21 protein-coding genes are annotated in these 25,401 nt (G+C 51.4%); 8 read left to right on the top strand and 13 right to left on the bottom strand.

What is annotated here, in order from left to right:
• Positions 1 to 48: 48 nt before the first annotated feature.
• From nosZ to pgi, 7 genes are all read left to right on the top strand, one after another.
• The gene (nosZ, locus tag KOE80_RS02405) at positions 49 to 1,953 is read left to right on the top strand and encodes a TAT-dependent nitrous-oxide reductase (RefSeq protein WP_226348265.1); all 1,905 of its coding nucleotides are present in this window, start codon (positions 49 to 51) and stop codon (positions 1,951 to 1,953) included.
• Positions 1,954 to 1,960: 7 nt separating this feature from the next.
• Positions 1,961 to 3,301 (top strand): nitrous oxide reductase family maturation protein NosD, encoded by a 1,341-nt coding sequence (locus tag KOE80_RS02400; RefSeq protein ID WP_226348264.1) that lies wholly within the window; start codon positions 1,961 to 1,963, stop codon positions 3,299 to 3,301.
• Positions 3,285 to 4,196, top strand: a complete 912-nt coding sequence (locus KOE80_RS02395) for an ABC transporter ATP-binding protein (RefSeq protein ID WP_226348263.1) — start codon at positions 3,285 to 3,287, stop codon at positions 4,194 to 4,196. The genes KOE80_RS02400 and KOE80_RS02395 overlap by 17 nt, the downstream gene beginning before the upstream one ends.
• Before the next feature lie 3 nt (positions 4,197 to 4,199).
• Positions 4,200 to 5,030, top strand: a complete 831-nt coding sequence (locus KOE80_RS02390; RefSeq protein ID WP_042485871.1) for an ABC transporter permease — start codon at positions 4,200 to 4,202, stop codon at positions 5,028 to 5,030.
• Entirely contained in the window at positions 5,027 to 5,542 is a 516-nt protein-coding gene (locus KOE80_RS02385; protein WP_086061209.1) for a nitrous oxide reductase accessory protein NosL, read from the top strand. Before KOE80_RS02390 ends, KOE80_RS02385 begins: the two co-directional genes overlap by 4 nt.
• Before the next feature lie 32 nt (positions 5,543 to 5,574).
• Complete coding sequence (locus KOE80_RS02380) at positions 5,575 to 6,582, top strand: FAD:protein FMN transferase (protein WP_226348262.1); 1,008 nt, start codon at positions 5,575 to 5,577, stop codon at positions 6,580 to 6,582.
• An 89-nt stretch (positions 6,583 to 6,671) separates the two neighbouring features.
• Positions 6,672 to 8,243, top strand: a complete 1,572-nt coding sequence (pgi, locus tag KOE80_RS02375; protein WP_226348261.1) for a glucose-6-phosphate isomerase — start codon at positions 6,672 to 6,674, stop codon at positions 8,241 to 8,243.
• Between the two features lie 463 nt (positions 8,244 to 8,706).
• On the opposite strand, the gene KOE80_RS02370 is transcribed toward pgi, so the two are convergent.
• A complete protein-coding gene (locus KOE80_RS02370; RefSeq protein ID WP_226348260.1) occupies positions 8,707 to 8,925 on the bottom strand; it encodes a hypothetical protein in 219 nt (72 codons plus the stop codon).
• 649 nt (positions 8,926 to 9,574) lie between these two features.
• A complete protein-coding gene (locus tag KOE80_RS02365) occupies positions 9,575 to 10,372 on the bottom strand; it encodes a hypothetical protein (RefSeq protein ID WP_226348259.1) in 798 nt (265 codons plus the stop codon).
• A gap of 233 nt (positions 10,373 to 10,605) precedes the next feature.
• On the opposite strand from KOE80_RS02365, the gene KOE80_RS02360 reads away from it, so the two are divergent.
• Positions 10,606 to 11,865, top strand: coding sequence for a hypothetical protein (locus KOE80_RS02360; RefSeq protein WP_226348258.1), 1,260 nt, complete (start codon positions 10,606 to 10,608; stop codon positions 11,863 to 11,865).
• A 36-nt stretch (positions 11,866 to 11,901) separates the two neighbouring features.
• On the opposite strand, the gene KOE80_RS02355 is transcribed toward KOE80_RS02360, so the two are convergent.
• The 11 genes from KOE80_RS02355 to wecC all read right to left on the bottom strand — a co-directional run bounded on the left by KOE80_RS02355 (position 11,902) and on the right by wecC (position 25,390).
• A complete protein-coding gene (locus KOE80_RS02355) occupies positions 11,902 to 13,446 on the bottom strand; it encodes an LTA synthase family protein (RefSeq protein WP_226348257.1) in 1,545 nt (514 codons plus the stop codon).
• On the bottom strand, positions 13,436 to 14,209 hold the full coding sequence (locus KOE80_RS02350) for an SDR family NAD(P)-dependent oxidoreductase (RefSeq protein WP_226348256.1): 774 nt from the start codon (positions 14,207 to 14,209) through the stop codon (positions 13,436 to 13,438). Before KOE80_RS02350 ends, KOE80_RS02355 begins: the two co-directional genes overlap by 11 nt.
• Positions 14,196 to 15,674: a glycosyltransferase gene (locus KOE80_RS02345; protein ID WP_226348255.1), complete on the bottom strand. Its 1,479-nt coding sequence runs from the start codon at positions 15,672 to 15,674 to the stop codon at positions 14,196 to 14,198. Before KOE80_RS02345 ends, KOE80_RS02350 begins: the two co-directional genes overlap by 14 nt.
• Before the next feature lie 15 nt (positions 15,675 to 15,689).
• Positions 15,690 to 16,775: a glycosyltransferase gene (locus tag KOE80_RS02340; RefSeq protein WP_109089235.1), complete on the bottom strand. Its 1,086-nt coding sequence runs from the start codon at positions 16,773 to 16,775 to the stop codon at positions 15,690 to 15,692.
• Entirely contained in the window at positions 16,772 to 18,088 is a 1,317-nt protein-coding gene (locus tag KOE80_RS02335; RefSeq protein ID WP_226348254.1) for a glycosyltransferase, read from the bottom strand. The genes KOE80_RS02340 and KOE80_RS02335 overlap by 4 nt, the downstream gene beginning before the upstream one ends.
• Before the next feature lie 5 nt (positions 18,089 to 18,093).
• Positions 18,094 to 18,951 (bottom strand): polysaccharide deacetylase, encoded by an 858-nt coding sequence (locus KOE80_RS02330; protein ID WP_226348253.1) that lies wholly within the window; start codon positions 18,949 to 18,951, stop codon positions 18,094 to 18,096.
• A 119-nt stretch (positions 18,952 to 19,070) separates the two neighbouring features.
• Complete coding sequence (locus tag KOE80_RS02325) at positions 19,071 to 20,027, bottom strand: polysaccharide deacetylase (protein WP_226348252.1); 957 nt, start codon at positions 20,025 to 20,027, stop codon at positions 19,071 to 19,073.
• A gap of 28 nt (positions 20,028 to 20,055) precedes the next feature.
• A complete protein-coding gene (locus KOE80_RS02320; RefSeq protein WP_226348251.1) occupies positions 20,056 to 20,862 on the bottom strand; it encodes an ATP-grasp fold amidoligase family protein in 807 nt (268 codons plus the stop codon).
• A 51-nt stretch (positions 20,863 to 20,913) separates the two neighbouring features.
• A complete protein-coding gene (locus KOE80_RS02315) occupies positions 20,914 to 21,864 on the bottom strand; it encodes a glycosyltransferase family 4 protein (protein WP_226348250.1) in 951 nt (316 codons plus the stop codon).
• A 1-nt stretch (position 21,865) separates the two neighbouring features.
• Positions 21,866 to 23,860 (bottom strand): glycosyltransferase, encoded by a 1,995-nt coding sequence (locus KOE80_RS02310; protein WP_226348249.1) that lies wholly within the window; start codon positions 23,858 to 23,860, stop codon positions 21,866 to 21,868.
• Positions 23,861 to 24,124: 264 nt separating this feature from the next.
• The gene (gene wecC / locus KOE80_RS02305) at positions 24,125 to 25,390 is read right to left on the bottom strand and encodes a UDP-N-acetyl-D-mannosamine dehydrogenase (RefSeq protein WP_226348248.1); all 1,266 of its coding nucleotides are present in this window, start codon (positions 25,388 to 25,390) and stop codon (positions 24,125 to 24,127) included.
• Positions 25,391 to 25,401: the final 11 nt, after the last annotated feature.

The raw sequence follows: 25,401 nt of genomic DNA, 5'->3' as shown, positions 1-25,401 counted from the left end.
CCCCAGCGCCAAGTCGGTCACGTCATCACACAAAAGGAAGATCACACCATGTCCGAGAACACACAGGATAAACACGGCTTGAGTCGTCGCGCCTTTCTGGGCACCGCCGCCTTGTCAGGTGCCGCAGTCGTCAGCGCCACCCATATTGGCAATGCCCTGGCCGATACGAAAAAAGCACCGGACGGGCAAAACGCCCATATCGAGCCGGGTGAACTGGACCAGTACTACGCCTTCAACTCCGGCGGTCAGTCCGGCGAAATCCGCATCATGGGCCTGCCCTCCATGCGCGAGCTGATGCGCATCCCGATTTTCAACATTTGCAGCGCGACGGGCTGGGGCATTACCAACGAAAGCCGCCAGATCATGCGCGCCAACCTGACGCCTGAAACCCTGGCCTTTGCTGACTCCTTGGGCGGCATCCTGCCTAACGGCGATGCTCACCACCCCCATATGTCCTTTACCGACGGGACTTACGACGGGCGCTTCATCTACATCAACGACAAGGCCAATAACCGCGTGGCTCGCGTGCGTTGCGATGTCATGAAGTGCGACAAGATCATCGAGATCCCCAATGCCGACGGCATCCACGGCCTGCGCCCCCAACGTTACCCCCGCACCGGCTATGTGTTCTGCAACGGCGAACACATCGTTCCCCTGCCCAATAACGGCACCATCTTCGGCAACCCCAAAGAGAACTACTTCTCTGTCTTTACCGCCATTGATGGCGACACCATGGAAATCGCCTGGCAGGTGATCGTGGACGGCAACCTGGACAACTGCGACGCCGACTACCAGGGCAAGTACGCCTTCTCCACCTGCTACAACTCCGAAAAGGGGCTGGATGTCGGCGAGATGAGCGCCAACGAGCAGGACTGGGCCGTGGTGTTCAACCTGAAAGCCATTGAAGACGGCGTCAAGAAAGGCGACTTCAAAGAAATGCAGGGTGTCAAAGTGCTGGATGGTCGCAAAGGCTCGCGCTACACCCGCTACATCCCCGTACCCAACTCCCCCCACGGTTGCAATGCCTCCCCCGATGGCATCCACGTGGTCTTTAACGGCAAGCTCTCGCCCACCGTCACCATGATCGACGTGCGCCGCCTGGATGACTTGTTTGCCGACAAGATCAAACCACGCGACTGCGTAGTGGCAGAACCTCAGCTGGGTCTGGGCCCACTGCACACCGCCTATGACGGCCGCGGCAATGCCTACACCACGCTGTTTATCGACAGCCAGATCGTGAAGTGGAACATTGCCAAAGCCATCGAGGCGTATCAGGGCAAGGACGTAGACCCCATCATCCAGAAACTGGATGTGCACTACCAGCCTGGCCACAACCACACCACCATGGGCGAGACCAAAGAAGCCGATGGCAAATGGCTGGTATCGCTGAACAAGTTCTCCAAAGACCGCTTCCTGAACGTAGGCCCGCTCAAACCCGAGAACGATCAGTTGATCGACATTTCAGGCGATGTGATGAAGCTGGTCCACGATGGCCCGAGTTTTGCCGAACCGCACGACATGCTGCTGGTTGCCGCCGAAAAAGTACGACCCAAGCGCGTCTGGACTCGCGACGATCCATGGTGGGACAGCGCACGGAAGATGGCCGAGAAAGATGGCGTCACCCTGGAAGGTGCCTCCAAGGTCATCCGGGATGGCAACAAGGTTCGGGTCTACATGACTGCCGTGGCACCCGTGTTCTCCGTACCCAGCTTTGAGGTCAATCAGGGCGATGAAGTCACCGTCGTAGTCACCAATATGGAAATGATCGAAGACTTGACCCACGGCTTCACCCTGTCTGGCTATGGCGTGGCCATGGAAATTGGACCGCAGCAAACCAGCTCGGTCACCTTCACGGCCTCTCGCCCCGGTGTGCATTGGTACTACTGCCAGTGGTTCTGCCACGCCTTGCACATGGAAATGTCCGGTCAGATGAATGTGAAACCCAAAGCCTGACGGTGACATGAAGCCTTTCCGCCTGCTCCCCGCCCGTGCACGATGCCTCAGCCCAACCCTGGTGCTGAGGCTGGCCTTCAAGCCGCTTACGATCCTGGCCCTTGCGGCCAGTGGTCTGGCTGCTCAAGCGGCCACCATTGAGGTGCCTGCCGATACCGCGCTGCAAGCCGTTATCGATGCCGCCCAAGCCGGCGACATCCTGATGCTGGCTCCCGGCACGTATCAGGGCAATATCATCGTGAACAAACCTTTGACGCTTCAAGGCCCCAGCAACCGGCAAGCCGTGTTGATGGGCGAACGTGAAGGCCGCACGGTGTGGGTGCAGGCGGAAGATGTGCAGATACGTCAGATCACCGTGCGTAATTCCGGCTTGAGCCTGCCCGATATGGATGCGGGCATCTTCCTGGACAAGCCCGCCCATAACGCCCTGATCGAGAATAACGACATCCTCGACAACCTGGTGGGGGTATATGTCTGGGGACCCCACAACGCGCTGGTGCAACACAACACTATCGTAGGCAATAAAGAGCTGCGTCTGAATGAGCGCGGCAATGGCGTGACCGTCTGGAACTCCCCCGGCTCACGCATCTTGTACAACGATATTTCCTGGGGTCGCGACGGGATTTTTTCCAATACCAGCCGCGACAATGTTTTCAGCCACAACCGCTTTACCCAGCTGCGCTATGCGGTGCACTACATGTACACCAATAACAGCGAGGTCAGCAGCAATGTCTCCATAGGCAATGACATTGCTTATGCCCTGATGTTTTCGCAGTTCCTGACGGTACGTGAAAACATCAGCATCAACAGCACACATCAAGGCTTGATGCTCAATGCCGCCCAACAATCGACCATTACCGACAATATCGTGGACGGGGCCGAGAAAGGCGTTTTTCTCTACAACGCCAACTTCAACAAGATCTCCGGCAACCTGATTCAGAACACCCAGATCGGGGTGCACTACACCGCCGGTTCCGAAGGCAATGAGATCACGGAAAACGCCTTCATCCAGAACCAGAATCAGGTGAAGTATGTGGGCACCCGCTACCTGGAGTGGTCCAGCAAGGACCGGGGCAATTACTGGAGCGATCACAGCGCCTTTGACCTGAACGGTGACGGCATCGGTGACACCGCTTATCGCCCCAATGGCCTGATTGAACAACTGGTGTGGCGAGCCCCTTCGGCCCGCGTGCTCTTGAACAGCCCCGCCGTTTCCATTGTGCGCTGGGCGCAAACCCAATTTCCTGCCATTTTGCCCGGCGGCATCATCGATAGCGCACCGCTGATGCGTGCGCCCGACAATCCCGTCTGGGAGCGCTACAAGGCCAATCATGACTCCATCCAATAACTGTACGGCCCCTGTCGCGCTGGCCAATGTCAGCAAGCTGTATGGCCAGCAGCGTGCCGCCAACGCGGTGAACTTCGAGCTTTACCCCGGCCAATGCACGGTGCTGGCTGGCCACAATGGCGCAGGCAAAAGTACTGTCATCAAACTGATTCTGGGCCTGATCCGTGCCGATGAAGGCAAGGTCACCTTGCTGGACCACGATGCGGGTTCATCCCAGGCTGCCCGGCTGCGAGCCCATATCGGCTACCTGCCTGAAACCGTTGCCTTGCACCCTGCCTTGACCGGCACCGAAACACTGGCGTTTTACGCCCGCCTCAAAGGGCTGCCGACCAGTGACAACCAGGCTTTACTGGCACGTGTCGGCATTGCCCAAGCGGCTCACAAGCGCGTAGGCACGTACTCCAAAGGCATGCGCCAACGGCTGGCACTGGCCCAAACCCTGCTGGGCAAACCCCGTGTGCTTTTGCTGGATGAACCCACAACCGGACTGGACCCGGCCTCCCGTCTGCTGTTCTACGAGATCGTGCAAGAACTGCGCGATGCCGGGGCCACCATCCTGCTCAGCACCCACGCTCTGGCAGAGATGGAACGTCTGGCAGACCGCATCATCGTGATGCAACAAGGACGCAAGATTGCCGATGGCACCTTGTCCGAACTGCGCCAACACGCTGGCTTGCCGGTACGTATTCGCCTGACCGTGGAGCAGATCCCCGATTCTGTTCCACAGCACTGGAACGTCATCGGCACCAATCGTCTGGAGCGCCATTGCACCGAAGTCGAAAAAATCCAGATTCTGCGCGAAGCGCATGCCATCCCCGGATTGACCGACCTGGAGCTGGAATCCCCCGGTCTGGACGAGTTGTATGCGCACTTTTTGAAGCGCGAGGATTACTAAGCCATGAACCCTGTCCTGATCATCATCCAAAAGGAAGTGCGCGACGGATTGCGCAATCGTTGGGTACTGGCGGTCACCCTCTTGCTGGCCGCCCTGGCTTTGTCTCTCGGCTTTCTGGGCAGCGCCCCCACCGGCAGCGTCAAGGTAGATCCGTTGACAGTCACGGTTGTCAGCCTGTCCAGCCTGTCTATTTTCCTGATCCCGCTGATTGCCATGCTGCTGTCCTACGACGCCATTGTGGGCGAGATCGAGCGCGGCACCATGTCCTTGCTGCTGAGCTATCCCGTCCATCGCTGGCAGGTGCTGGTCGGTAAATTCCTGGGCCATGCCCTGATCCTGAGTCTGTCCACGGTGGTGGGCTATGGCCTGGCAGGCATCACCTTGCAAGTGGCGCATGGCGGCCTGGACTTCAGCGTCTGGACGCCCTTTCTGGCCATGATGGGGGCCAGCGTTCTGCTCGGCGCCAGTTTCCTGTCCATGGGCTATTTCATCAGCACCCTGGTCAGAGAGCGGGCAACGGCAGCAGGTCTGGCCATCGGTATCTGGCTGTTCTTCGTGGTGATTTATGACATGGCTCTGCTAGGCATTCTGGTTGCCGATCAAGGCGCCATGATCACCGCGTCCTGGCTGAACATCATTCTGCTGTTCAACCCCACCGACGTGTACCGCCTGCTGAATCTGACCGGCTATGAGAATGTCGCCATGTTTGCCGGCATGGCCGGTTTAAGTGAACAGGCTCGTCTGCCCGCCAGCGTGCTGATGGGCGTTCTGCTGCTATGGATCGCTGTGCCTTTTGGTCTGGCGAGTCTGGTATTCAAAAGAAAAGCATTATGAAAAAACTGCGCACTTTTCTGTTGCTGTGCCTGGGACTGATACTGGCCGCTTGTGGCCAGCCTGAGCCTATACAGGCCCCACCGCCGCCCGTCGTCCAGATCCCCCAAACCGCCGTGGGCCACTACTGCGGCATGTACCTGTTCGAGCACCAAGGCCCCAAAGGGCAGATTCTTCTGCGCGAACGCGAAGCGCCGCTCTGGTTCACCACCATACGCGAGGTCTTTGCCTACACCATGCTGCCTGAAGAATCCAAAGCCATCGCCGCTACTTATGTCCAAGACATGGCCCAGCGCGATCAGGACGGTCAGTTCCCCGAACAAGCCTGGATACCGGCACAAGATGCCTGGTATCTGATCTACAGCCGCTATACCGGCGGCATGGGCACCATCGATGCCCTGCCCTTTAGCCAGGAGCAGGCCGCCAAGGACTTCCAGCAACAACATGGCGGCCAATTGGTTCGCTTTGCCGACATGCCGGAGAACTACATCTTCGGTGCGGTCGCGCTGCCTTGAAACGCTTATCTTCCTGATCCCAGGTATTTGCCATGACTTCTACTCCTGTTTCCCGTCGTCGTTTTCTCGGTATCGTGGCCGCGACCAGCGCACTGACTTGCGTGCCCTGGGCCGTCCAAGCGATGCAAGCGGCCCCTACCCCGCTCAGCTCCTGGCAAGGTGTGGCTTTGGGTGCGAACGCACAACTGCATATCCACCACCCCGACCCGGTTTTTGCACAGACCTTGATCGATCAAGCCTTGTCCGAAGTGCGACGACTGGAGCGAATATTCAGCCTGTATCAGGAAGACAGCGCCTTGCGACGCCTGAACCGCGACGGCTATCTGAAGCAAGCCCCCGGTGATCTGACGCGCTTGCTGCTGGAGTCACAGCGCCTGAGTGAATTAACGAACGGGGCCTTTGATCCAACCGTGCAGGTGCTTTGGGAGCTGTATAGTCAGGCCGCTCAACGCAGCGACACGGCTTCCATTCCCACTGCAGCCGAGATCAGGCAAACGCTGCAGCAGGTTGGCCACCAAGCCATCCACATTCAAGACGACACTGTTCAACTACAACGTCCTGGCATGGCTCTGACGCTGAACGGAATTGCCCAAGGCTACATCACCGATCGCATCACCGAGCAGCTGAAACAGGCAGGTCTGGAGCACGCTCTGGTCGATATGGGCGAGATACGCGGCCTGGGCATGGCTCCGGGCAATCGTCCCTGGCGCGTCGGTCTGGCAGGCGATCAAACTGAACCCGTCAGCCTGTTAAGTCTGGGCGTACACAATCAGGCAGTCAGCACCTCATCGGGGTCAGGCACAGCGCTTAGCCGCGATGGCTCTGTGACTCATCTGTTCAACCCCGCCAATGGTCAGGCCCGGCCTTTGTATCGCAGTGTCTCTGTCGTGGCTGGGAATGCCACGATTGCCGACGCCCTGTCCACGGCCTTCTCCTGGATGTCGCCACAAGAGATTACGCGGGTTCTGGCCAGCGATCCTGGTTTGCGGGCATGGGTGCTGCCTTACGATGGTGATCAGCTCGTGCCCATGCACTCGTAAACACCAAGACAAACCCGCTTACCGGCAGACGCTCAAGCTCGATAAAGCCTCGTACAATGGCGGTTTCGTCTACTGCAGGCCAAACCCCCATGCCCCTCGATACCCAAACCCTTCCCTCTGCTGCCCCTTTGCCCGGTCTGCCAGAATGGACCGGGTTTTGCGAGGCAGCACGCCAGTCCGACCGCTACGCGCTGGACCTGCATTGCCTGAAGGCAGCAGGCTTGCAAGTGGACTTGAGCGGGCAGCGACACTCGCCGGAATTACAGGCAGCCGGGGCAGCCCTCTTGGCGGCCCGCCATTTCGACACGGCACGCAAACAACTACTTAACGGCGGTATCGTCAACCGTACCGAGCACCGCGCCGCCTGGCACAGCGCCCTGCGTGCGCCCGCCCCCACGGCGGAAGTCGCCAAAGAACGCGAGCGCATGAACGAATTCGTACGCGTAGCCGACTCCGAACGCCGCTGGCGCAACATCATTCATATCGGTATTGGTGGCAGTGACTGGGGCGTGCGCCTGTCACTGGCAGCCTTTGGCTATCGCCACAGCTGGCGCAACGTGCGTTTCCTGGCCAATATCGACGGCCACGCGCTGGAACATGCCTTATCAGGGATGGACCCTCACGACACCTTGATCGTGATCGCCTCCAAATCCTTCACCACCACCGAAACCCTCAAGAACGGCCAGCGCGCCCTGGAATGGCTGCAAGCCGCGGGCGTTGCCAACCCTTACGAGCAAATCGTTGCTGTCACGGCCCGTCCTGACACCGCCTCCAGCTGGGGCGTCCCACAAAAACAGATATTCCAGTTCTGGGATTGGGTCGGTGGCCGCTTTTCACTATGGTCTGCCGTCAGCTTGACCACTGCCCTGGCCGTCAGCAGTGATGTTGTCGCTGGCATGCTATCGGGCGCTGCCGCCATGGACCAGCACTTTCAGGAAGCTCCCATCGCCACCAACGTGCCCGTACAAATGGCATTGGCCGGCGTAGTCAACCGCAGTGTGCTGGGCTATGGCTCATTGAATATCTCGCCCTACGACTTCCGACTGGGCAATCTGGTGCCCTACATTCAGCAACTGGACATGGAGTCCCTGGGCAAATCCGTCACCACTAACGGCGAACCCGTCGGCTTAGCCACAGGCGCAGCCGTCTGGGGGCTGGCCGGAACAGACGCACAACACACCTTCTACCAATGGCTGCACCAAGGCAGCGATGGCGCCCCAGTGGACTTTATTGTGTGCCAGCAGGCGGATCACAATCAGGCCGAGCACCATAATCTGCTGCTGGCCAACTGCCTGGCCCAACGCGAAGCCCTGATGCGCGGCAAAACCTACGAGCAAGCCCTGGCCGAATGCGAAAAGCAAGGTCTGGGTGAGCAAGCTGCCGAGCTGGCCCACCACCGCGTGCACTCGGGCGGACGCCCCAACACGCTGATCGTATTGCCACGCCTGAACCCCTTCTCGCTAGGCGCCCTGCTGGCCTTGTATGAGCACAAGATTTTTGTGCAGGCCTTGATCTGGGGGATCAACCCCTTTGACCAATGGGGTGTGGAGTACGGGAAAGTATTGGCGAACGGGATTTTGCAGGAGCTGTCGGGAGAGAAAGAAACCTCTGCTGAACATGATGCGTCTACCCGGCATTGGATAGAGACTTTCAAGCGTTAGCATTGCAATTGGGGAGTGTGTAAAAGGCACTACGAGAGAAATCAATGTTGACGCTTAATGAATCAAAGTTAAACCCATCGATCATGTCAAGCCCTCGAGTGCGATGCACTGCTATAGACTAGTAATGCATTAGCTTACATACTCGATTTAACGCACAGGAGTTGAAGCCGTCAAGAATACTGGTTCAGACGGCACAAGCCAAAGCCTCGGTGGATTGCCCTTAAATCTCTTGCAACCCCACATTCCCAAAGTCCACATTGACGACTACATACCGATAATAGGCGGGGCTAGACTTAACTCACATGGCCCATTTAGCCAACTCACCGCCCTGAAGCTCTCTTCACCGTATGTCTCGCAAAGTTACGGCTAACTCAAACAAGAACTTACTATCTGCAATAAGCCCCTGACCCATTACTGGGTTCCAGACGTCCAGAACAGGCGGCAAGGGCTTCAATACAACAACTTATGATTCAGGCTCGGCGTTCTCTAGTCTTTTTAAAATAGATTTGTAAAGCCCAATCGAATAAATGGCATCGTGCTGTGCGCGAGTGCCTACACTTTCAACGGCTTTCAGGCGTTGCAATGCACCACCCTGTACCGCAGCTTTAGCAAGCTCAAGCGCAATTTCTTCATTTTTACTTAGACGGACGACATGATTACTGTGATTATTACGAGTTGCCATTTTCTTACTCTCCAAATTCCAGAACGAAGAGCATACTTCAAAAAACTTAGGGTAAGCCCGCGATAAAACAGAACTATTTGTAAGTATATGATAGTAGGTGTAGTTTTCCAGATTTTAAACAAAACTAAAAGTAGTAATGTCGCACAGCAACACCGTCGGTTGTCACCCAAACTCTTGACAGGTCAACTAGATCAATAAGTCCCAACCTTATACGACTCCTCAAGCCATTTAACACAGGAAAGCGGCATCAGTCTACCACTACTCCCACCCTAGGCTACTTTGTCGAAGTTACAACTTTCGAAACCATGAGTTTTCGTGCTTCCTACTCTTTCACGCCAGTAATCAATAGCACGCTCATGCCACCATAATATGGTGAGTTCCTCTCGTAAAACGCCGCTGAGCTATTACCTCATTCCTACTATAAAAATCTCAAAAAAATCTTATCAGGAAATAAAAGATTTAAAATAACACCGAATCCATAACACTAACTACTGATGCCAAGCAACACTCACATCAGATGGCTTGACGTCTTTCAACGGTTCCTCACCACACACTAATTGGATAAAAGGGATAACGCTACCTGGAAGAGCATGAGGGCTAATATTCCCATGGTCCCACCGACATAGAACAAACGCATCACCATTATCAGTTACCCCCCCTTAGCCCCAAGTCCATAATGATCAGCTAAAACTGGAAAATGGGGGTGATCACTCATAACCAAAGGGTCATCTGCGTGAGCAAAAAAAGAAAAGCTCGAGTTTTTAACTCTGTTGTCGAGAATAACTCTCAGATCCAATCGATCTAAATATTCAGCTTCTAGAACTTTAAGATTGGGCTCGCCATTGAAAATAGTGTTCCATAATCTATTAATAGTCCAAGGCCGATGCCGTAAAATTACAGTCTGCCCATTAACGGAAATACTCCTTGAATTCTCAATTCTAGCTCCCACCGCCACAGCACAAAACCCACCTGCCGAATGTCCAACTAGCATAGTACGCTCTATGGCAGCCCCCTGAATTAGAGCATTAATAACCTCTGCCACCTTGCTAACAAAGTGTGAGCGTTGCGTACCAAACATCCATCCAATCACCATTTTATCCGACTGAAGCAGCGTAGAATCTGAAACAAAAACCAGAGACTCACTTCGTTGCGTCTGAAATGATTTCACAAACTGAAACTTGGGCAAATTCGCTTTTGACCTATCCTCTGCGCCATGAAACCCTACTAGCAATCGTTTACTTTCCCTAGGAATATATAAAATATCCACAGGAAGATCTGAAGTTGGGTCAGAGATGATAATCCGAACAACAATATTATAATTTTTTGAAAAATCCACCCAAGGAACCTCGGACAAACTTCCAAAGCGATATATTTTTGCCTGATAAAGCTCATCTGATTCCAGGGACTCGTCTGAACCTCTATACGAATATGTTTTTATTTCATTCATTTTTTTATGAAAATCAATATAAATATGTTACCAGCCCGACCCAAAAGCAAAATCGATAGCTTTACACCAAAGAACAGAAAGTGAAAATACTAATAATATTCCTTTAAATCCATACACATGCAACTTTATGTCAACCAAACAAACATACTACAGGAACTTAGTCACTACATAGATGTGACTCGGACCAAAAATTCATGTTACCCTCGCACTCTGTATGATTTTCAACTACTCCTATGATCTTCGAAGCCCCTAATTACGAGCAGTTTGGCGTCCCTGTCCATAAATTCAACTCGATCGACCTAGCATTGGAGCACCTCGGTCCGGACGGATTGTACTCGATCAATATCGGGCATGAGAATCTCCCCCTTGACCTGCTAATCAATAATTTTCCACAAGAAAATGCTAACCAACTACAAGAAATAATCGTGGCATTTGCGGGAGCTATTCCCAACAGAGTAAACAAGACCGGGCCTTTTTTCGGATTCGCTGGAGTATGCCAACAGCTAAGAAAAGATGTTCCATTCATCGCTATATCCGACCCGAGTCTTTATCTAGACAAAAACCTCAATCTCGCCTGGTATGCAGGCAATCAGTTCATACCTGACCTAATAGAAAAAATTGCTTATCTTTTACAAGGCATTGTGCAACGATACAAATGTAGACTGATATTATTAGGAGCAAGCGGGGGAGGATTTGCCGCACTGCGCACACTGGAAGTGATAGACTGCAGTAACGTATCTGTATTTACATGGAATCCACAAATAAAACTATCAAAATACGAGCTATGGGCTGTACGTCGGTATATCAGCACATGCTTTAAAGTGGAATCATCTAAAATAAAAAATGAAAAAGATATAGAGGAAACGCTCAAATCCCTAAAAATAAAAAACGAAACTAGGCTGGTCCCAAAAAAAGGAAAAATCACTTATTTTATTAATGATGATGACAGCTCACATATTTTTGAGCACATGAATCATTATTTCCTTAACTCTGATATCGAAAGAATCAACAGCAACAATTTTCTAACCAACAACTGTCTTATACACATTGGCAGCTTTGGCAAAGGCCATGCAGGGCCAACTAAACCTGTAGTTTTAGAAACTATTAATGATACCGTTGCAAACAAGCATTTTTTAAAATACAAATGCATTCAAACCCGGCCAGCCAAATCCCCCCTATGGATCGACTTACAAACATCCGTTCAACTTGAACAACAGCAACCACTTCATTTCATATTAAACAATCTCCTTATTTGCTCTTATCAACCACATGGTTATAGCTCATTCATTGCAACATGGAAAATATATGATGATATTGGAAATGAGACAACAACACCATTGAATAGATCTCAAACAATCGCTATTAATTTAGAAAAATTCGATAACGCAACAACCCTCAACTGTTTATTAGAGGTAAACGGCATCTTCAATAAAAAGAAAACTTATAAATACAAATTAAAACTCGAGCAGATTCCTATTTTACCTATTGCTTGACCATAATCACTAAAGACAAGAGAAGTATCAAATCCATTAATGAAGTAACCCACTCAGTCTCATCCACCTTATTGCTAACTCATGGATCGCCTCATCACAATGTGGCGATCCACTCAATTGATCCTCAGAACGCCAAATAAAGTAGTCTACATCCCCACAAGGCGTTCCCAACGCGGCATAGACTGAGGGCATAATGGGCACGTGATCCCCATACCAGCACAGGCTGGCAGGTCTCTCCAAGGCGCTCAAGGCCTCTCGCAAACGCATCAGCATGGCGTCTGCATTACGAATATGGCGCAAATAAATCGTCAAGTCGTCGCAGCCTTCTGGTGGAGCCTGACGATATAAGCTCTCCACATCACCTGGGGCTACTTTTTCTAGATGCAAAGGTCCATGATTTTCCATGGTAATAACATGGATAAACACTGGGCCTGTAGCTTGCTCCAGCACGCTGGTAACCTTATCAGCCACGGCCCTATCGCCAATATACGGACCTGTGCGCTCCACATCAACGAAAGCCTTGATATCCAGAAACTCCTCAAAACCAAATAGTGGGAAGACACGATTGCGTTGGTAGAAACTAGCCGGATAAGGGTGGATGCAAATCGTACGATAGCCCTGGCTTTTCAAGTAGGAGGCCAAGGTAGCCACGGACCAACCAGCACACACAGCGCGATAAGGATTGAAGCGGTGTACGCCCAACGCACTGTTTTCAATACCGCTTAAAAAAGAAAACTCTGAGCGCACCGTATTGGCCCCCCAAGCTGGGACCTGCAAAGTGCCACTTGCGCTGGCCTGTGACCTGAAACGATCAAACTCCGCCAAAATTTCAGGCCGTATACCATCCCAAATACGACGAGCATCAAAAAACGACTCGCTTTGCACTGAGATCAAATGAGGCTGCCCCCCCAAGGAGCCTGCTTCTGGCAAAGCCGAGTCAGTTCGCGATGTTACATCGGCAAAGGGGGAAGACACGATAGGATGCTGCCGCCCTTGCTGCCAATAACGCCAGAAGCTGGCTAACAGCCCAAAGGCCTGCACGTCCTGTTCCGGTACAATCTGCACCATCAAGCACGCCCTATTGCCCCACAGCAGCAGACTCAAACTCAGCACAGCGAGCAGAGCCAAAGCGCCCCATTGCCCTGTCCAGGCAGCCCGCAAGGCGGGCACAGCCTCCAGCCATAAGCCAATCGTCAGAGCAGCAATAAAACCCGCTGCCGCCAGGAAGAACTTTCCCCATCCCAGAAAAGGAATGTAGAGCCGAGGATGACGGATCGCATCCGTAAAATACTCATAGTCCTGAAACACAAAGGCTTCACGCAACGCCTTGAACTTGGCATTGCTGACCACGACCAGCAGCAGGAAAAATGCGCACAGCAAGGCCGTGGCAAAGATAGGCCGCCCCAACACGAAAACCAGCACGACATACGCCAAACCATACAGGCCAACATGCAAAGCCCAGGCCGCCGCAGGACGACGCAAGCTGGCTGCCGTCTGCAAGAAACGCTCCAGCCCAACTGTCAGGGCCAGCCCCGACAAGGCCGCCAGGATAGCAGTCCAGAATCCCGGCTCAAGCGTCATAACCGATCTTGCTCAGAATAAAGACGGACAAGCGGGCAGGCAACACAGCCAGAAACCAGCAGCCCAGGTTCAAAGGGAAAGGAAAACTGATGCGCGCTTTATTGGCTTTCAGGTCACGGGCAATACGCTTGGCTGCTCGTTGCGGGGTCCACAAGAACGGCTTGGGGCCCGGCATGGCATCGCACATGGGCGAGCTAACGTAGCCTGGCATTACCACATTGACCTTGATCCCTTCCGGGGCCAACCAGCCACGCAGCCCCTCACCATAAGCTTTGACAGCCGCCTTACTGGCGCTATAGGACGGCGTGGTAGGCAAACCGAAGTAGGCGGCCAAGGAACTCATCAAGGCAATCTGACCGCGCCCTCTCGCGCGCATGGCAGGCAGCACAGATTGCACGACTCGCAGCGAAGCCTTCACATTGATATCCAGCAACAGCTCGGTATCTTCCCAAGCCTCTGGCTCGCCATTAGGACCTACATGGATATTCATGCCCGCATTCACGATGACAAGATCAAACGCGGCGCATTGTGACAACCAGCCATGCAAGGCATCCAGATCACGCAAATCCAGCTGATGGGTATGCACTTGCGCGCCCGCCTGACGGCAGCGCTGGGCCAAAGGCTCCAGAATCGCAGCATTGCGACCATGCAAAGTCAGCTCTGTACCGGGCTTGGCGTAATAAAGCGCCAGCTCGCCACCAATAGCACTGGTAGCTCCGGTGATCAGAATCCGTTCCTGCCCTGCTGGTTCAGCTACGCCCACGTGCTCTCCTTTCTTGAAAGGACCAGTACAAAACCATGCCAAAGCCTACACACACCGTCGCATTCAAGGGAACCAACAAGTAGTTGCCCATGCGTATGGCCACATACAAGGCCAGTGCCGAATACAGGAAGGTAAACACTTCTCCGATCAGCAAATACAGATTGATGCGAGGCTGTCTTGCCGCCTTCTCGACTTCGCCTTTGGGCGTACGGTTAAATTCCCCGTAAACCTTGAAGGCGGCTCGTACGCCACCGACAAAATAATACCAAGCCATGGGCGGAAACATGGCGACATACAAGTAGGTATGCCACACGGTCCCCAAGACACCCGGCCTGTCATCGAAACGCGCGCCCTTGCGAGCCCCAAAGGCATTATTCAACGCCCAGACAGCGACCAGCAGGAAAAACAGCGGTGCGCCCCAAAGCAAGACGACGTGGTCAAAATCCAGCAAATAATTCAGCGGCAGGCTCAACAAAATCAAGGCGTAAATGGAGGCCAGCATGACCGATGAAAACATCATGGAAAACGCATGCATGCGCTTCATCAAGGGCATGTCCTGCTGCCACATCTGCCCCAGGTGCTTGAAGGCACTATGAATCAGCCCTCGCCCCCAGCGCTCCCGCTGCACACGGAACGCACTGATGTTCTCGGGCAAGGTGGACATGGACACCACATCGCGCAAATAAGCGTACTTCCAGTCACCAAACTGGGCCCGATAACCCAGGTCCACGTCCTCGGTAATGGTGGAGGCATTCCAGCCACCCAGGGCTTCCACACAAGCGCGTCGCCAGACACAGGAACTGCCACTTAAGGAAGCCATATCCCCGTCTTCGCTCAGCCCCACCGTCACATATTGCTGGTGGCCCATTTCCATGGCCTGAAAGCGGGTCAGGAAAGAGTGGTCACGGTTTTCATAGCCAATACCCGTCTGCAAAAAACCCAGCTTCGCGTCCTTGAAAGGCGGAATGGTTTTCTGCAGGAAGTCGGCTGGCGGCAAGAAGTCCGCATCGAAGATCGCAAAAAACTCGCCCTGGGAATGCTGAATGCCATGCACCAGATTCCCGGCCTTGTAGCCCGCACGATCGGCACGCTGAATGCGGCGAATAGGCACACCTTGCCGAGCACACTGATCCACCTTGTTCTGGGCCAACAGCGCCGTCTTGTCCGTTGAGTCGTCCAGTACCAGAATTTCCAGCGCGGACACCGGATAATCCAGGCGACAAGCCGCATCAATCAGACGCTCGACAACGGCCGCCTCGTTATAAATCGGCAATAGAACACTGACCTTGGGATACCAGTCCTGCTGCAAGGAGGCAGACGTCTGCACCAGATCGCTTAACTTGCGGCGCTCCACGCGCCGCGAGATCAACAGTACCCGCAACTCCAGGATCACGTACAGGGCAAAGGCCCCGACAACCAGCAAGAACAGCGCCTGAATCAGGTACGCAAAAATGTTCACAATCATGGAAACAAGCGCACCCTAGAAGCCGACCACATCAGCCAACTCCTGGAGGCGATGCTCCCAGGTGTGGAACTGGCGTACATAAGCCGCCCCCGCCGCCGCACGCTCGCAGTCCTGTGCGGAGGGACCTTGGCGCAGACGGGCAAACAATTCACTGGCCTGCTCACGGGAATGCACCACATGGCAGAAATCACGGAAATAACGATCCACCGCACGACCGGGGTTAGTCACCGCAATGCCCCCACTGGCCAGAATTTCCAGCAAGCGGCGCGAGCACATGGTGTCCGAGTCCGTAACCGAATTCACGTTCAGGCACATCACGTGCTCTTTGTAGATACGTCCCGTCTCGCGGTGCGGCACCTGGCCGTGCACCTGTAAATGGGTCGAACGAGGAAAACGGAATTCGATATGACGGGACAATCTGTCATGATTCCGGTCGTAGGCATTCAGATGCATTTGAGCATCTTCACAGGCCCCGAAAATCATATCCAGAAAACGCCGACGCTCACTGAGAATGCGGCGGTAATAACTGCCCGTAAAACACCCTTCCTTGCGCGTGAAATCAAAGCCCGTGAAACTATGAAACGCAGGCTGATACGGCATGCTCAAGGTATTCACAGGCACATCAGGACTCAAACGGGCCCGATAACGCGGCAGGCAATCGCTGTCCGTGGTGAATACATAATCAAAGGCCTTGGCCACATCAATGAAGTGCTCGAAGTACGCCCCGTCGTCCTTGTTCCAGAACACCGTGGGCACACCCTGATCCTTAGCGAACTGCACCAGCTTGTAAATCGTGCGAGGCGTGCGCAAACGGATAAGGCGTGACTGCTTGGCCAGCTCGTAACGCCACGCGCCGCCCAGCCCATGAAACACGGACTCCACAAAAAGCAGATCAGGCTTCCAGGAGGAGATGACCTCCTCGTAATTGCGCGGGTTCAGAATACGGATAGAGCATTCGGCGGACAGGCAATCTGCCGTGAAGTAGTCCGAGACCAAGGCCACTTTCAATTGCCCAAACTGCCCTGCAGGCTTGCCGTCTTCGCTGACGGTTGGGTGCGTGTAGACGCGCGCGCCCAGAGCCCGGATTGCACGACCGATCATGAGTTAGCCCCGGCCGGCAAAGCATGCACCACAAAGTCAGCCCAGCTGCGACGCTGCGTGGCTTCTTCACGTGCCAAGGCACCATCCTGTGCCAACACTTCCGGACCAGCCTGAAAAGTCTCCTCCAACACACGAGCCAGATCCTGCACATTACCCGCTTTAAAAAAGCGTACCGAGCGACATGGCCCAACTTCGTCTTGAAACACCGGCAAATCCGGCACCAGAACAGGTTTGCCCATCGCCATCGCCTCGACCAGTTTGATGGGAGGCACGATACGGCACACTTCAAAGGGGCGGCGAGGAATACATACCAGCACGGCTTTGGCCTGCAAGGCGCGGGCCTCTTCAGGCGAGACTCGACCAGCAAACAACACGTGCCGTTCCATACCCAGACTTTGCACCTGAGCCTGCAGCGGAGCGCGCGCCTCCCCATCCCCAATAATGGTCAGGGTCACATCCTTGCCACGGCCTGCCAGATCCGCTACGGCGTCAATCAAGACATCCAGCCCTTCATAAACAATCAGGGAACCAGCGTAGACAATCGTGTTGGGCTGCACATCCTGAACAGCGCCAGGAGTAAAGCGAGTGGGGTCGACACAATTGGGCATCAGGCCCATACGTGCAGGATCAACATTCCAGTGTTCGCGAGCGTACTGCCCCAACTGCTCGGAAATCACAAACAAACGGTCTGCCTGGCTAGCAACCAGACCCTCCAGTTCCAGGCCCTGCTTGAAACCTTGAGAATCACGGAACTCTGGCATGCGGGAGGCCCGGCTCAACTCCCACAAGCCACGCATTTCATATTGGAACGGAATGCCTAACTGACGTGCGGCGATCAAGGCCGGCAAGGCATTGACGTGGTTGGACGCGGCATGAATAACGGCGACGCGTTGCTTGATGGCTTCCTGTACGATGGAAGCGGCGGCTTCTATGGCGAACTGCATGACGGGGCGCTTGTTGGAGGGATTGCGAGCATGCGCATATCGCACCCCATCCACCAGGGTTTCATCTTGCTCGGCATCTACCAATCTGTCTTTACGATCCCATGGATAACCTGGGCGTGTCAACACGCAGATATCGCCACCGGCCGCCTGCATGGCGCGGATAATCTCGTGGGTACGGGTGGTGTAGCCACTAATGTGATACGGCAAAGCGCTAGCCGGCACATACAGCAAACGTCCTGGCACAGGCTCATAAGGGGTCTCGCGACGCTGACCGCGTCGGGTTTGCCGACGCACCATAAACAAGGTCAACCGCCGGCTCAGAGCCATCCAAGGCTCACGCAACAGCCCACGCCATAACTTAAAGAGCATTTCCCTCAGGCCTTTTTCTGAATTTTATTGTCCGGTTCTGCTTGCAGCTCTGCCAGCGACAAGTCCACCGTATCAGGCACAACAATTTTTCCGCGAGCCTTCAAATCCAGAAACTCTGCCGTCGTAATCACGTCATAGTCTTTAGTCAGACGGGCCAGCAACTTGCGATAGCCCTCCTTGCGGCTATCGTCACGATACTCACCCAAGCCGTTCTCGTCCCAGAACAGCAAGGACCAGGAGTGCAGCAAAAAAATCGCAAATGACGGATTGCCGCTAAGCGTATTCAACAACAACTGCCCCCACCAGGGGCGGAAGCGGAAATAGCTGGACTCTGGGTAAGTAAGGCGAGCCCACCACTCTGGCTTGCCTACCTTACCTAGAATCCGTTTCTCGGTCATGGGCACTTCGATCACGCCGTTAGACCAAGCAAAAGGATTGTTCGTGGGCTTGCTGTAAATGCATTGCTTGTTATGGACAGCACATACAGAATTATTGAAGGACAACGGAATACCCACTGCCTTCAGAGCACGAATCGTATCCGCATTCCAGCGGAACGAACCGGCACGATGCGCCAGAACCGGCTTGCCAGTTACCTCGGACATCAAACCTGCAAAATGCTTGAACACGAACTCCGCACGAGCCTGCTCTGTGTACTGGTTCATGTACTGCGGGCGGTTCGACAAGCCATGCTCTTTCCAGAAGCTGTCGGGCAAGTACTCCGGATGAGTGTGCAGTTGCACATCCTGACCTTGCTCATCCAGCCAGCGCACAACCTCTTTCAGCTCATCCAGCCGAGAGTAGGCACCGCACAAGTCCGTAAAGAACACATGCTTGACGCCGAACTCGTCACCGATCTTGCACATTTCGGCGACACCAGCTGTACCTTTTGGAAATCGCCCCCAGATCAGACGATTAACATGGTCGTCAGAGGCGCGCTTTGGCAGCGCCTCTGTGTCGACCGTAATCATTGCGTAGCGATCCCTCATACCTGTGTTTCTACCTGCTCTAAGTTAACTGTTCGCGAAAGACGGATTTTACCCCGCGCCTGCAGATCTAAAAAATCAGCTGTGGTGATCACGTCGTAATCCTTAACAACTCGTTGCATGAAAAGCCGGTAGCCCTCCAGCAAGCGGTCGTTGGTGTACTGGAAATGACCGTTTTCATCCAGGTCCAGCAAAGACCAGGAATGCATCAACACTACGGATACCTTAGGCATAGACCATAACGGATCTTTCCAAAAAGTCGTAGGTCTCGACCCAAGTTGAAAATATGATGACTCTGGATAAGTCAGACTCGACCAACGATCCGGCCTTACATCTGGTGTACCAGGAGTGAAGCGCTCAGTTACAGGAACTTCGATGACCCCATTCGACCATCTATAAGGCTGACAGTCTCCCCTACCCAAAGGGCATCGGCCAAGTAAAGCGGCCCGCATAGACTGATTAAAAGATAGCGGAACACCAACAGACTGCAAAGCTCGCACGGTGTGGGAGTTCCACCGGAATGAACCAGCCCGATGTGCCAAAATAGCCTTGCCAGTGATATCGGAGATCAGCGCCCCAAAATGTCGGAGAATAAACTCTGCACGCTCCTGATCCTGATATTCATTCATCATCCTAGGACGAGAATTTAACCCAAACTGCTCCCAAAAAATTTTAGGTAGCGTTTCTGGGTGAGTATGCAACTGCACATCCTGGCCTTGCTGATCAAGCCACCTCACCACATCCAACATTCTCTCCTGCATTCCCCAAGTGGCACAAAGGTCTACAAAGAATACGTGTTTAGCACCAAACTCACCCCCAATCCGGCACATTTCACGAATACCTGCTGTGCCACTAGCATGCTCCCCCCAGACTAATCGCTGAATGTGGTCACTTGAAGCTCGACCTTGCAATGCCTCCGTATCAACCGTCAGCAAAATGTAGCGTCTATTTAACATCCCAGTCCATCACAGAGGCCCTTGATCTTCATTTAGATTTTTTATCAAGATCGATATTCATTCGCTCCGCTTGCCAAAGCAAGCCACAATAAGTATCAAACTCATCCGTATACTGATAAATATCACCGTAATATGCCGCTCCGGGCGTTAGCGTAAACTCCCCAAAAACAGGCCCATCAACAGTAGCATACATATCCACCCGAACGAACGGAGTCTTCAACCTTCTTGAAAGCTTCCTTGCAATTTGAACTAAATCTTTAGAACAAGAAGGGATCTTTGCAATACCTTTATTTACGTATTTCCAATTGCAGATAATCCGACCGTCCATACCCTCTGACTCGAACTCCCGCAAAAACCAATTAACAGAACTTTTTCTTGCATTTCTATCATATTGGGCAACATACACCACCCTATCCCCATAACAAAAAAACTTATAATCATAGGGTATTTCATCTGGCGGCTGCCCCTCCCCAGCCAACCACTCCTCAACAATTAACCCATACTCTTCAGTAGACTCAGAAATAGATTTATCCCGAAACTTATTCTGCAAAGCAATAATTTCCGCTAACGACAACTCCTTCCCATTTCTCTGATTTATGTAAACTCCACTGTCCTTCCTCCTCAAAACCAACACACCTTGGGAAGATGACAGTGTCGCAGGTTTACAAATAAACCTTTCAGGTAACTCCACAGACAACAAGCCCTCCGGCTCTTTCATTAAATAAAACAACTCTGGAGTTTTGACACCTACTTCCTTTACAAAATCATAAGACTTAATTTTATTCTCAATGAACCATGGAACCCCATCCTCTTCTCTAGAAACTCGTTTTTCCATCTGACTTTTCCAAGAGCCCCATGCGTTCATAGCCATCACCCAATCATGAAATCACGACAATTCTTTAATCTTATTAGCAAACCCAAACATGTCGCCCACATCAACTAAATGTAAATTAGGATCACTAAACTCACCAATAGCGCCCACATCATAAGCAACAACTTTGAGCCCGGCGCTCAAGCATTCAGCAACGCTATAGCCAAATGATTCACCTAAAGACGTACTACAATAGGCGCCATGACGGCTCCTAATAGACTGACATAAGCGTCCCATTTCCTCCGATGACAAATTCATGAAGAGCTTAAGTCTTCCGGCCACTCCATGCGCAAACGCTTCTGCAATGAAATCATCAGTCCGCTCTGAATCCCCTTCAAGACTTACAACAAAAACAGCATGATACTTAGAAGGCAGGATTTTTAAAATTCTTAAAAAATCCTTCGGGTTTTTCCCTTTATCGAACCTACCCACCCACAGCAAGGGAATACCATCAAATACACGATTATCTTCAACACTATCTTTTTTTGAAAATATATCTGTATTAACTATATTTGGTCGTACTTTAACCTTGCCATGGCACTCAGATGGCAGCAGTTGAACGACAACTTCTTTTAAATATGCGCTAGGTACCCAAAACTCTGAAACCAGCGACAAATCACACTCTGAAATTTCTGACTCTATAACTTTTTCCGTAGACGTATGAAATTCATAGATGATTTTCTTCGCACCCGACTCCGAAGCTGATTTAACCAATTTGGGCAAAGAGGTAATCCTAATTTCATCAAACCTACAAATCTTTGCTGCATATGCGACATAATTTGCCAGGCGATCTCCCCGAACAATTTTTACATCCACACCAGACAATTGCTCAAAGCTATTTCGTCCCCCTGCATCATTTCTAAAAACAAAAGTATTTTTTGCAGGCGTATCAAATAAAACCCTATTCTTATAAACCGTCGCCATACCACCAAGACTACAATTAGGGTATACACTCAGTATATTCATATCAACCAAACACCCAATTTAATGTGGATTTTGCCCGTTCTTTCCAATTTGCCGAATTTAGATAACTCTCTATATCAGCCAACCCTACATCATCTATTTTTTCATCCAAAGCATACTTAATCTTTTGAATCAAATCGTCTTTTGATTTATACACATAAGTAATTGGACTCTCATTCACACTTCCCATGTTTGAACTAACAACACTTAGTCCTACCGCCAAGTATTCAAATAACTTATTTGGATCTACAGCTCGAGTCAAGCGTGACGGCTTAAATGGGATCAAACCCACTTTCCATGTCTTACAAATATCCAAAAATTCATCATGTGTCTTGGGCCCCAAGATCTTTAAATTCTTAACAGAAGGCAAGCCTTCCGGAGCCCCATGACCGATGATTTCGAAATCAACATGAGGAAGAGCCTTAGCGGCTGCAATAACCCATGGCCAATCAAACCAAGAGGGGGTTAGATGCCCTATGTAACCTACCTTTTTTGACACCTTAATACCGTGTTTTTCCACACGGCCTCGCCTAATAGCCTCAGCCTTCTGGATAAACCCTTCCTCCACCGCATTAGGGATCACTAAAGTAGTTTCTGGATTCGCCCCCAGAACAATCATTTTGTCGCGCAAAGATGGGCTGACCGTAATAATCTTATCAACACGCTGAGACATATATGCCTCAAGCCGAGATCGATACCATACAGAATACCCAACCCGGTTAAACTCCTCCATTTCATCTCTAACCTCATACAAGGTTTTCCAACCGTATGTTTTGGCAAAATCAACAGCTGCAATGGCAGAGGTATCTGGAAAAGAGCTACAAATAAATAAAATATCCACGCCCCATAGCTTGGTAGCACCTTCTAGCAATGAAGCAATAATTTCTCGATTAAATTGAAAAATATTATCCTGATATTTAATTTCATTGTCCTGAACTTTTCCAAAAGGAAAAAATACTACACAATACCCAAGTTTTGCATACTCTCTAGCGAGTCGATTTGGACGCAGCCCAAGCGACGTATGTCCCATCAACGGAGCCGTTGTATATAAGAACACCAACCCTTTGCTGCCTGCAGCCCTTTCAAGGATCTCATCAATACGCCCTTGAACAGTAACTTGCTCTTCATCATCCTCTTGGATCAGGTCAATATACGGCTCGTCCTTCAAATAAACATCTACTTCATTGGACCAAGCCACAAGTGATATCCGGACAACAGAACAGCCTTTTGGAATATTAATCTCAACAATAGTTTCAGCTATTTTCCCTGGATTCGCTGATAAATATTTGTAAGACCCAACAGCAGGACTGATTGCCAACCCCTCATCTGGCATCATGACACGATTACTTGAATCTAAGTATTCAAAGGAAGCCAATGCAGAGTTTTTTAACCTATCAGACTTAGAAAACTTTTCTTCGATAAACGAAAATATTTTCACTAAGGCTTTTCTCTGACAATCTAAATTCTTAACTAATATGTCGAAAACCTTTGGTTTTCTTTTCAACCGCTCGCGCTCCACTGGCCTATACTCATAAACACTTACATTTACCTGCTTTTCCTCACCCCCAGAGCCGATTTCTAATACTTTATTCTTTGTCAACTTAGCCGCTGGCTTTTGTCTTAAGACAACTGAGATATTTTTATCCCAACCTCGAAGACCCAACCTAATTGACTTCACCCCTGCACCCACACTCAAATCAATATCCGTGGACACATCCTCATTTTCATTTAACTCTAAATACTTATACGTACCAATCACCGAGCTAACTGATAAAGAATTATTAGCGATTTCGACACGAGCACCTTTCTCATCATAAAATTCGAAATGAGCGACAGCAGCTTTTTTTAAATCTCCACCTTTCCCCTTTATACGCGTGACGGCAGCAACAATGCTAACCTTCACCTCTGAGGCATCATCCACAAAAAAATCAAAATACACGCTATTCTTTTTTAGCGGTATTTCTTCTCTTTCTTTTAATCCAAAGAATTTCTTTAACATTTGCATCATCGCCTATCTCTCAGTTTACAAACCAAGAAAAACCCGCCCAAACGCTATAACTCAACGAAAAAGCAGAAATACAAATCGAATACCTTAACTACAGTTTTAGTTAAAATATTCCCTAAGCTGTATTACCGACCAATAACACACCTAAGAAAGCTGGTATTTAGAACAACATTCAATACTTAAATCAAAATCCAGCATATTTTTTTAAGAAAAATACTAAATAGTGCTATGCCGCCTAAATACCAGATTTATAAAAACTTATTCAGAAAACAACCCAACCACGTCAATACATTGGGCATGCTTTTGAATCTCAGCCTTTTGCTCAATGAACGGGCGATGTTTAACGAGAACGCAAACGACATCAGCATCAGCCATGGCGCTACCCAGAGCGGATAACTCGATACCAGTACCTTGCAACTTGGCAGGTAGACTCTGAATGTTAGGCTCTACCGCATTCACTTTGCAGCCCAGGCTAGCAATCTTATTGGCGATGCCAACAGCAGGGCTCTCGCGTAAATCATCGATATCAGGTTTAAATGCCAAGCCTAGGCATGCAACCTTAATGTCAGCCATACGCGCATCAGGACGCAGCGACAACACTCCGGCAATAGCAGCTTTAACTTTCTCTACAACCCACTCAGGTTTGTAGTCGTTGATCTCACGGGCCAAGCGAACAATACGAGCCTCTTCAGGTGTCTTGTCCACGATGAACCAAGGGTCCACGGCGATGCAGTGCCCACCCACCCCGGCGCCGGGCTGCAAAATATTAACGCGTGGGTGACGGTTAGCCAGGCTGATCAGTTCCCACACATTAATATTCAAGCGATCGCAAATCAGAGACAGCTCGTTGGCAAACGCAATATTGACATCGCGGAAGCTGTTCTCTGTCAGTTTGCACATTTCAGCTGTACGAGCATTCGTTGGCACCAGATCCCCTTCTACAAAGATCCGGTACAACTCAATCGCCATATCAGTAGCTTTCTGGGTCATACCGCCAATCACTCGAGCATTGCTGACCAACTCGTGTACCACACGGCCGGGCAGAACACGCTCAGGGCAGTAGGCAACCTGAATATCAGCCTCCTCACCTGCTTGCTGAGGAAAGTTCAGGTCTGGGCGGGCTTCAGCCAACCATTGAGCCAATTGCTCGGTCGTGCCAACAGGAGAGGTCGACTCCAGAATGACCAGATTACCTTTAACCAGAACGGGCGCAATAGCTTTGGCGGCCTGTTCTATATAGCTCAAATCTGGTTTATTACCTTCCAGGAACGGCGTAGGAACTGCAATCAAAAAGGCATCAGCAGCTTCTGGGGTCAACGTTGCGCGCAAATAACCGCCACTTACCGCTGCCTGCACCAGCATATCCAGTTCAGGTTCAACAATGTGAATACGTCCTTGATTGATCGTATCAACTGCGTGAGGGTTCACATCAACCCCAATCACCTTTTTGCGGCGCGACGCAAATAAAGTTGCAGTAGGCAGGCCGATATAGCCCAGGCCGATCATGGATAAAGTTTCAAACATGCTGGTTTTCC

Source organism: Alcaligenes sp. 13f (genome assembly GCF_020496585.1).
Classification (GTDB): domain Bacteria; phylum Pseudomonadota; class Gammaproteobacteria; order Burkholderiales; family Burkholderiaceae_B; genus Alcaligenes; species Alcaligenes phenolicus.
This window is presented reverse-complemented; position numbering and strand designations above follow the sequence as displayed.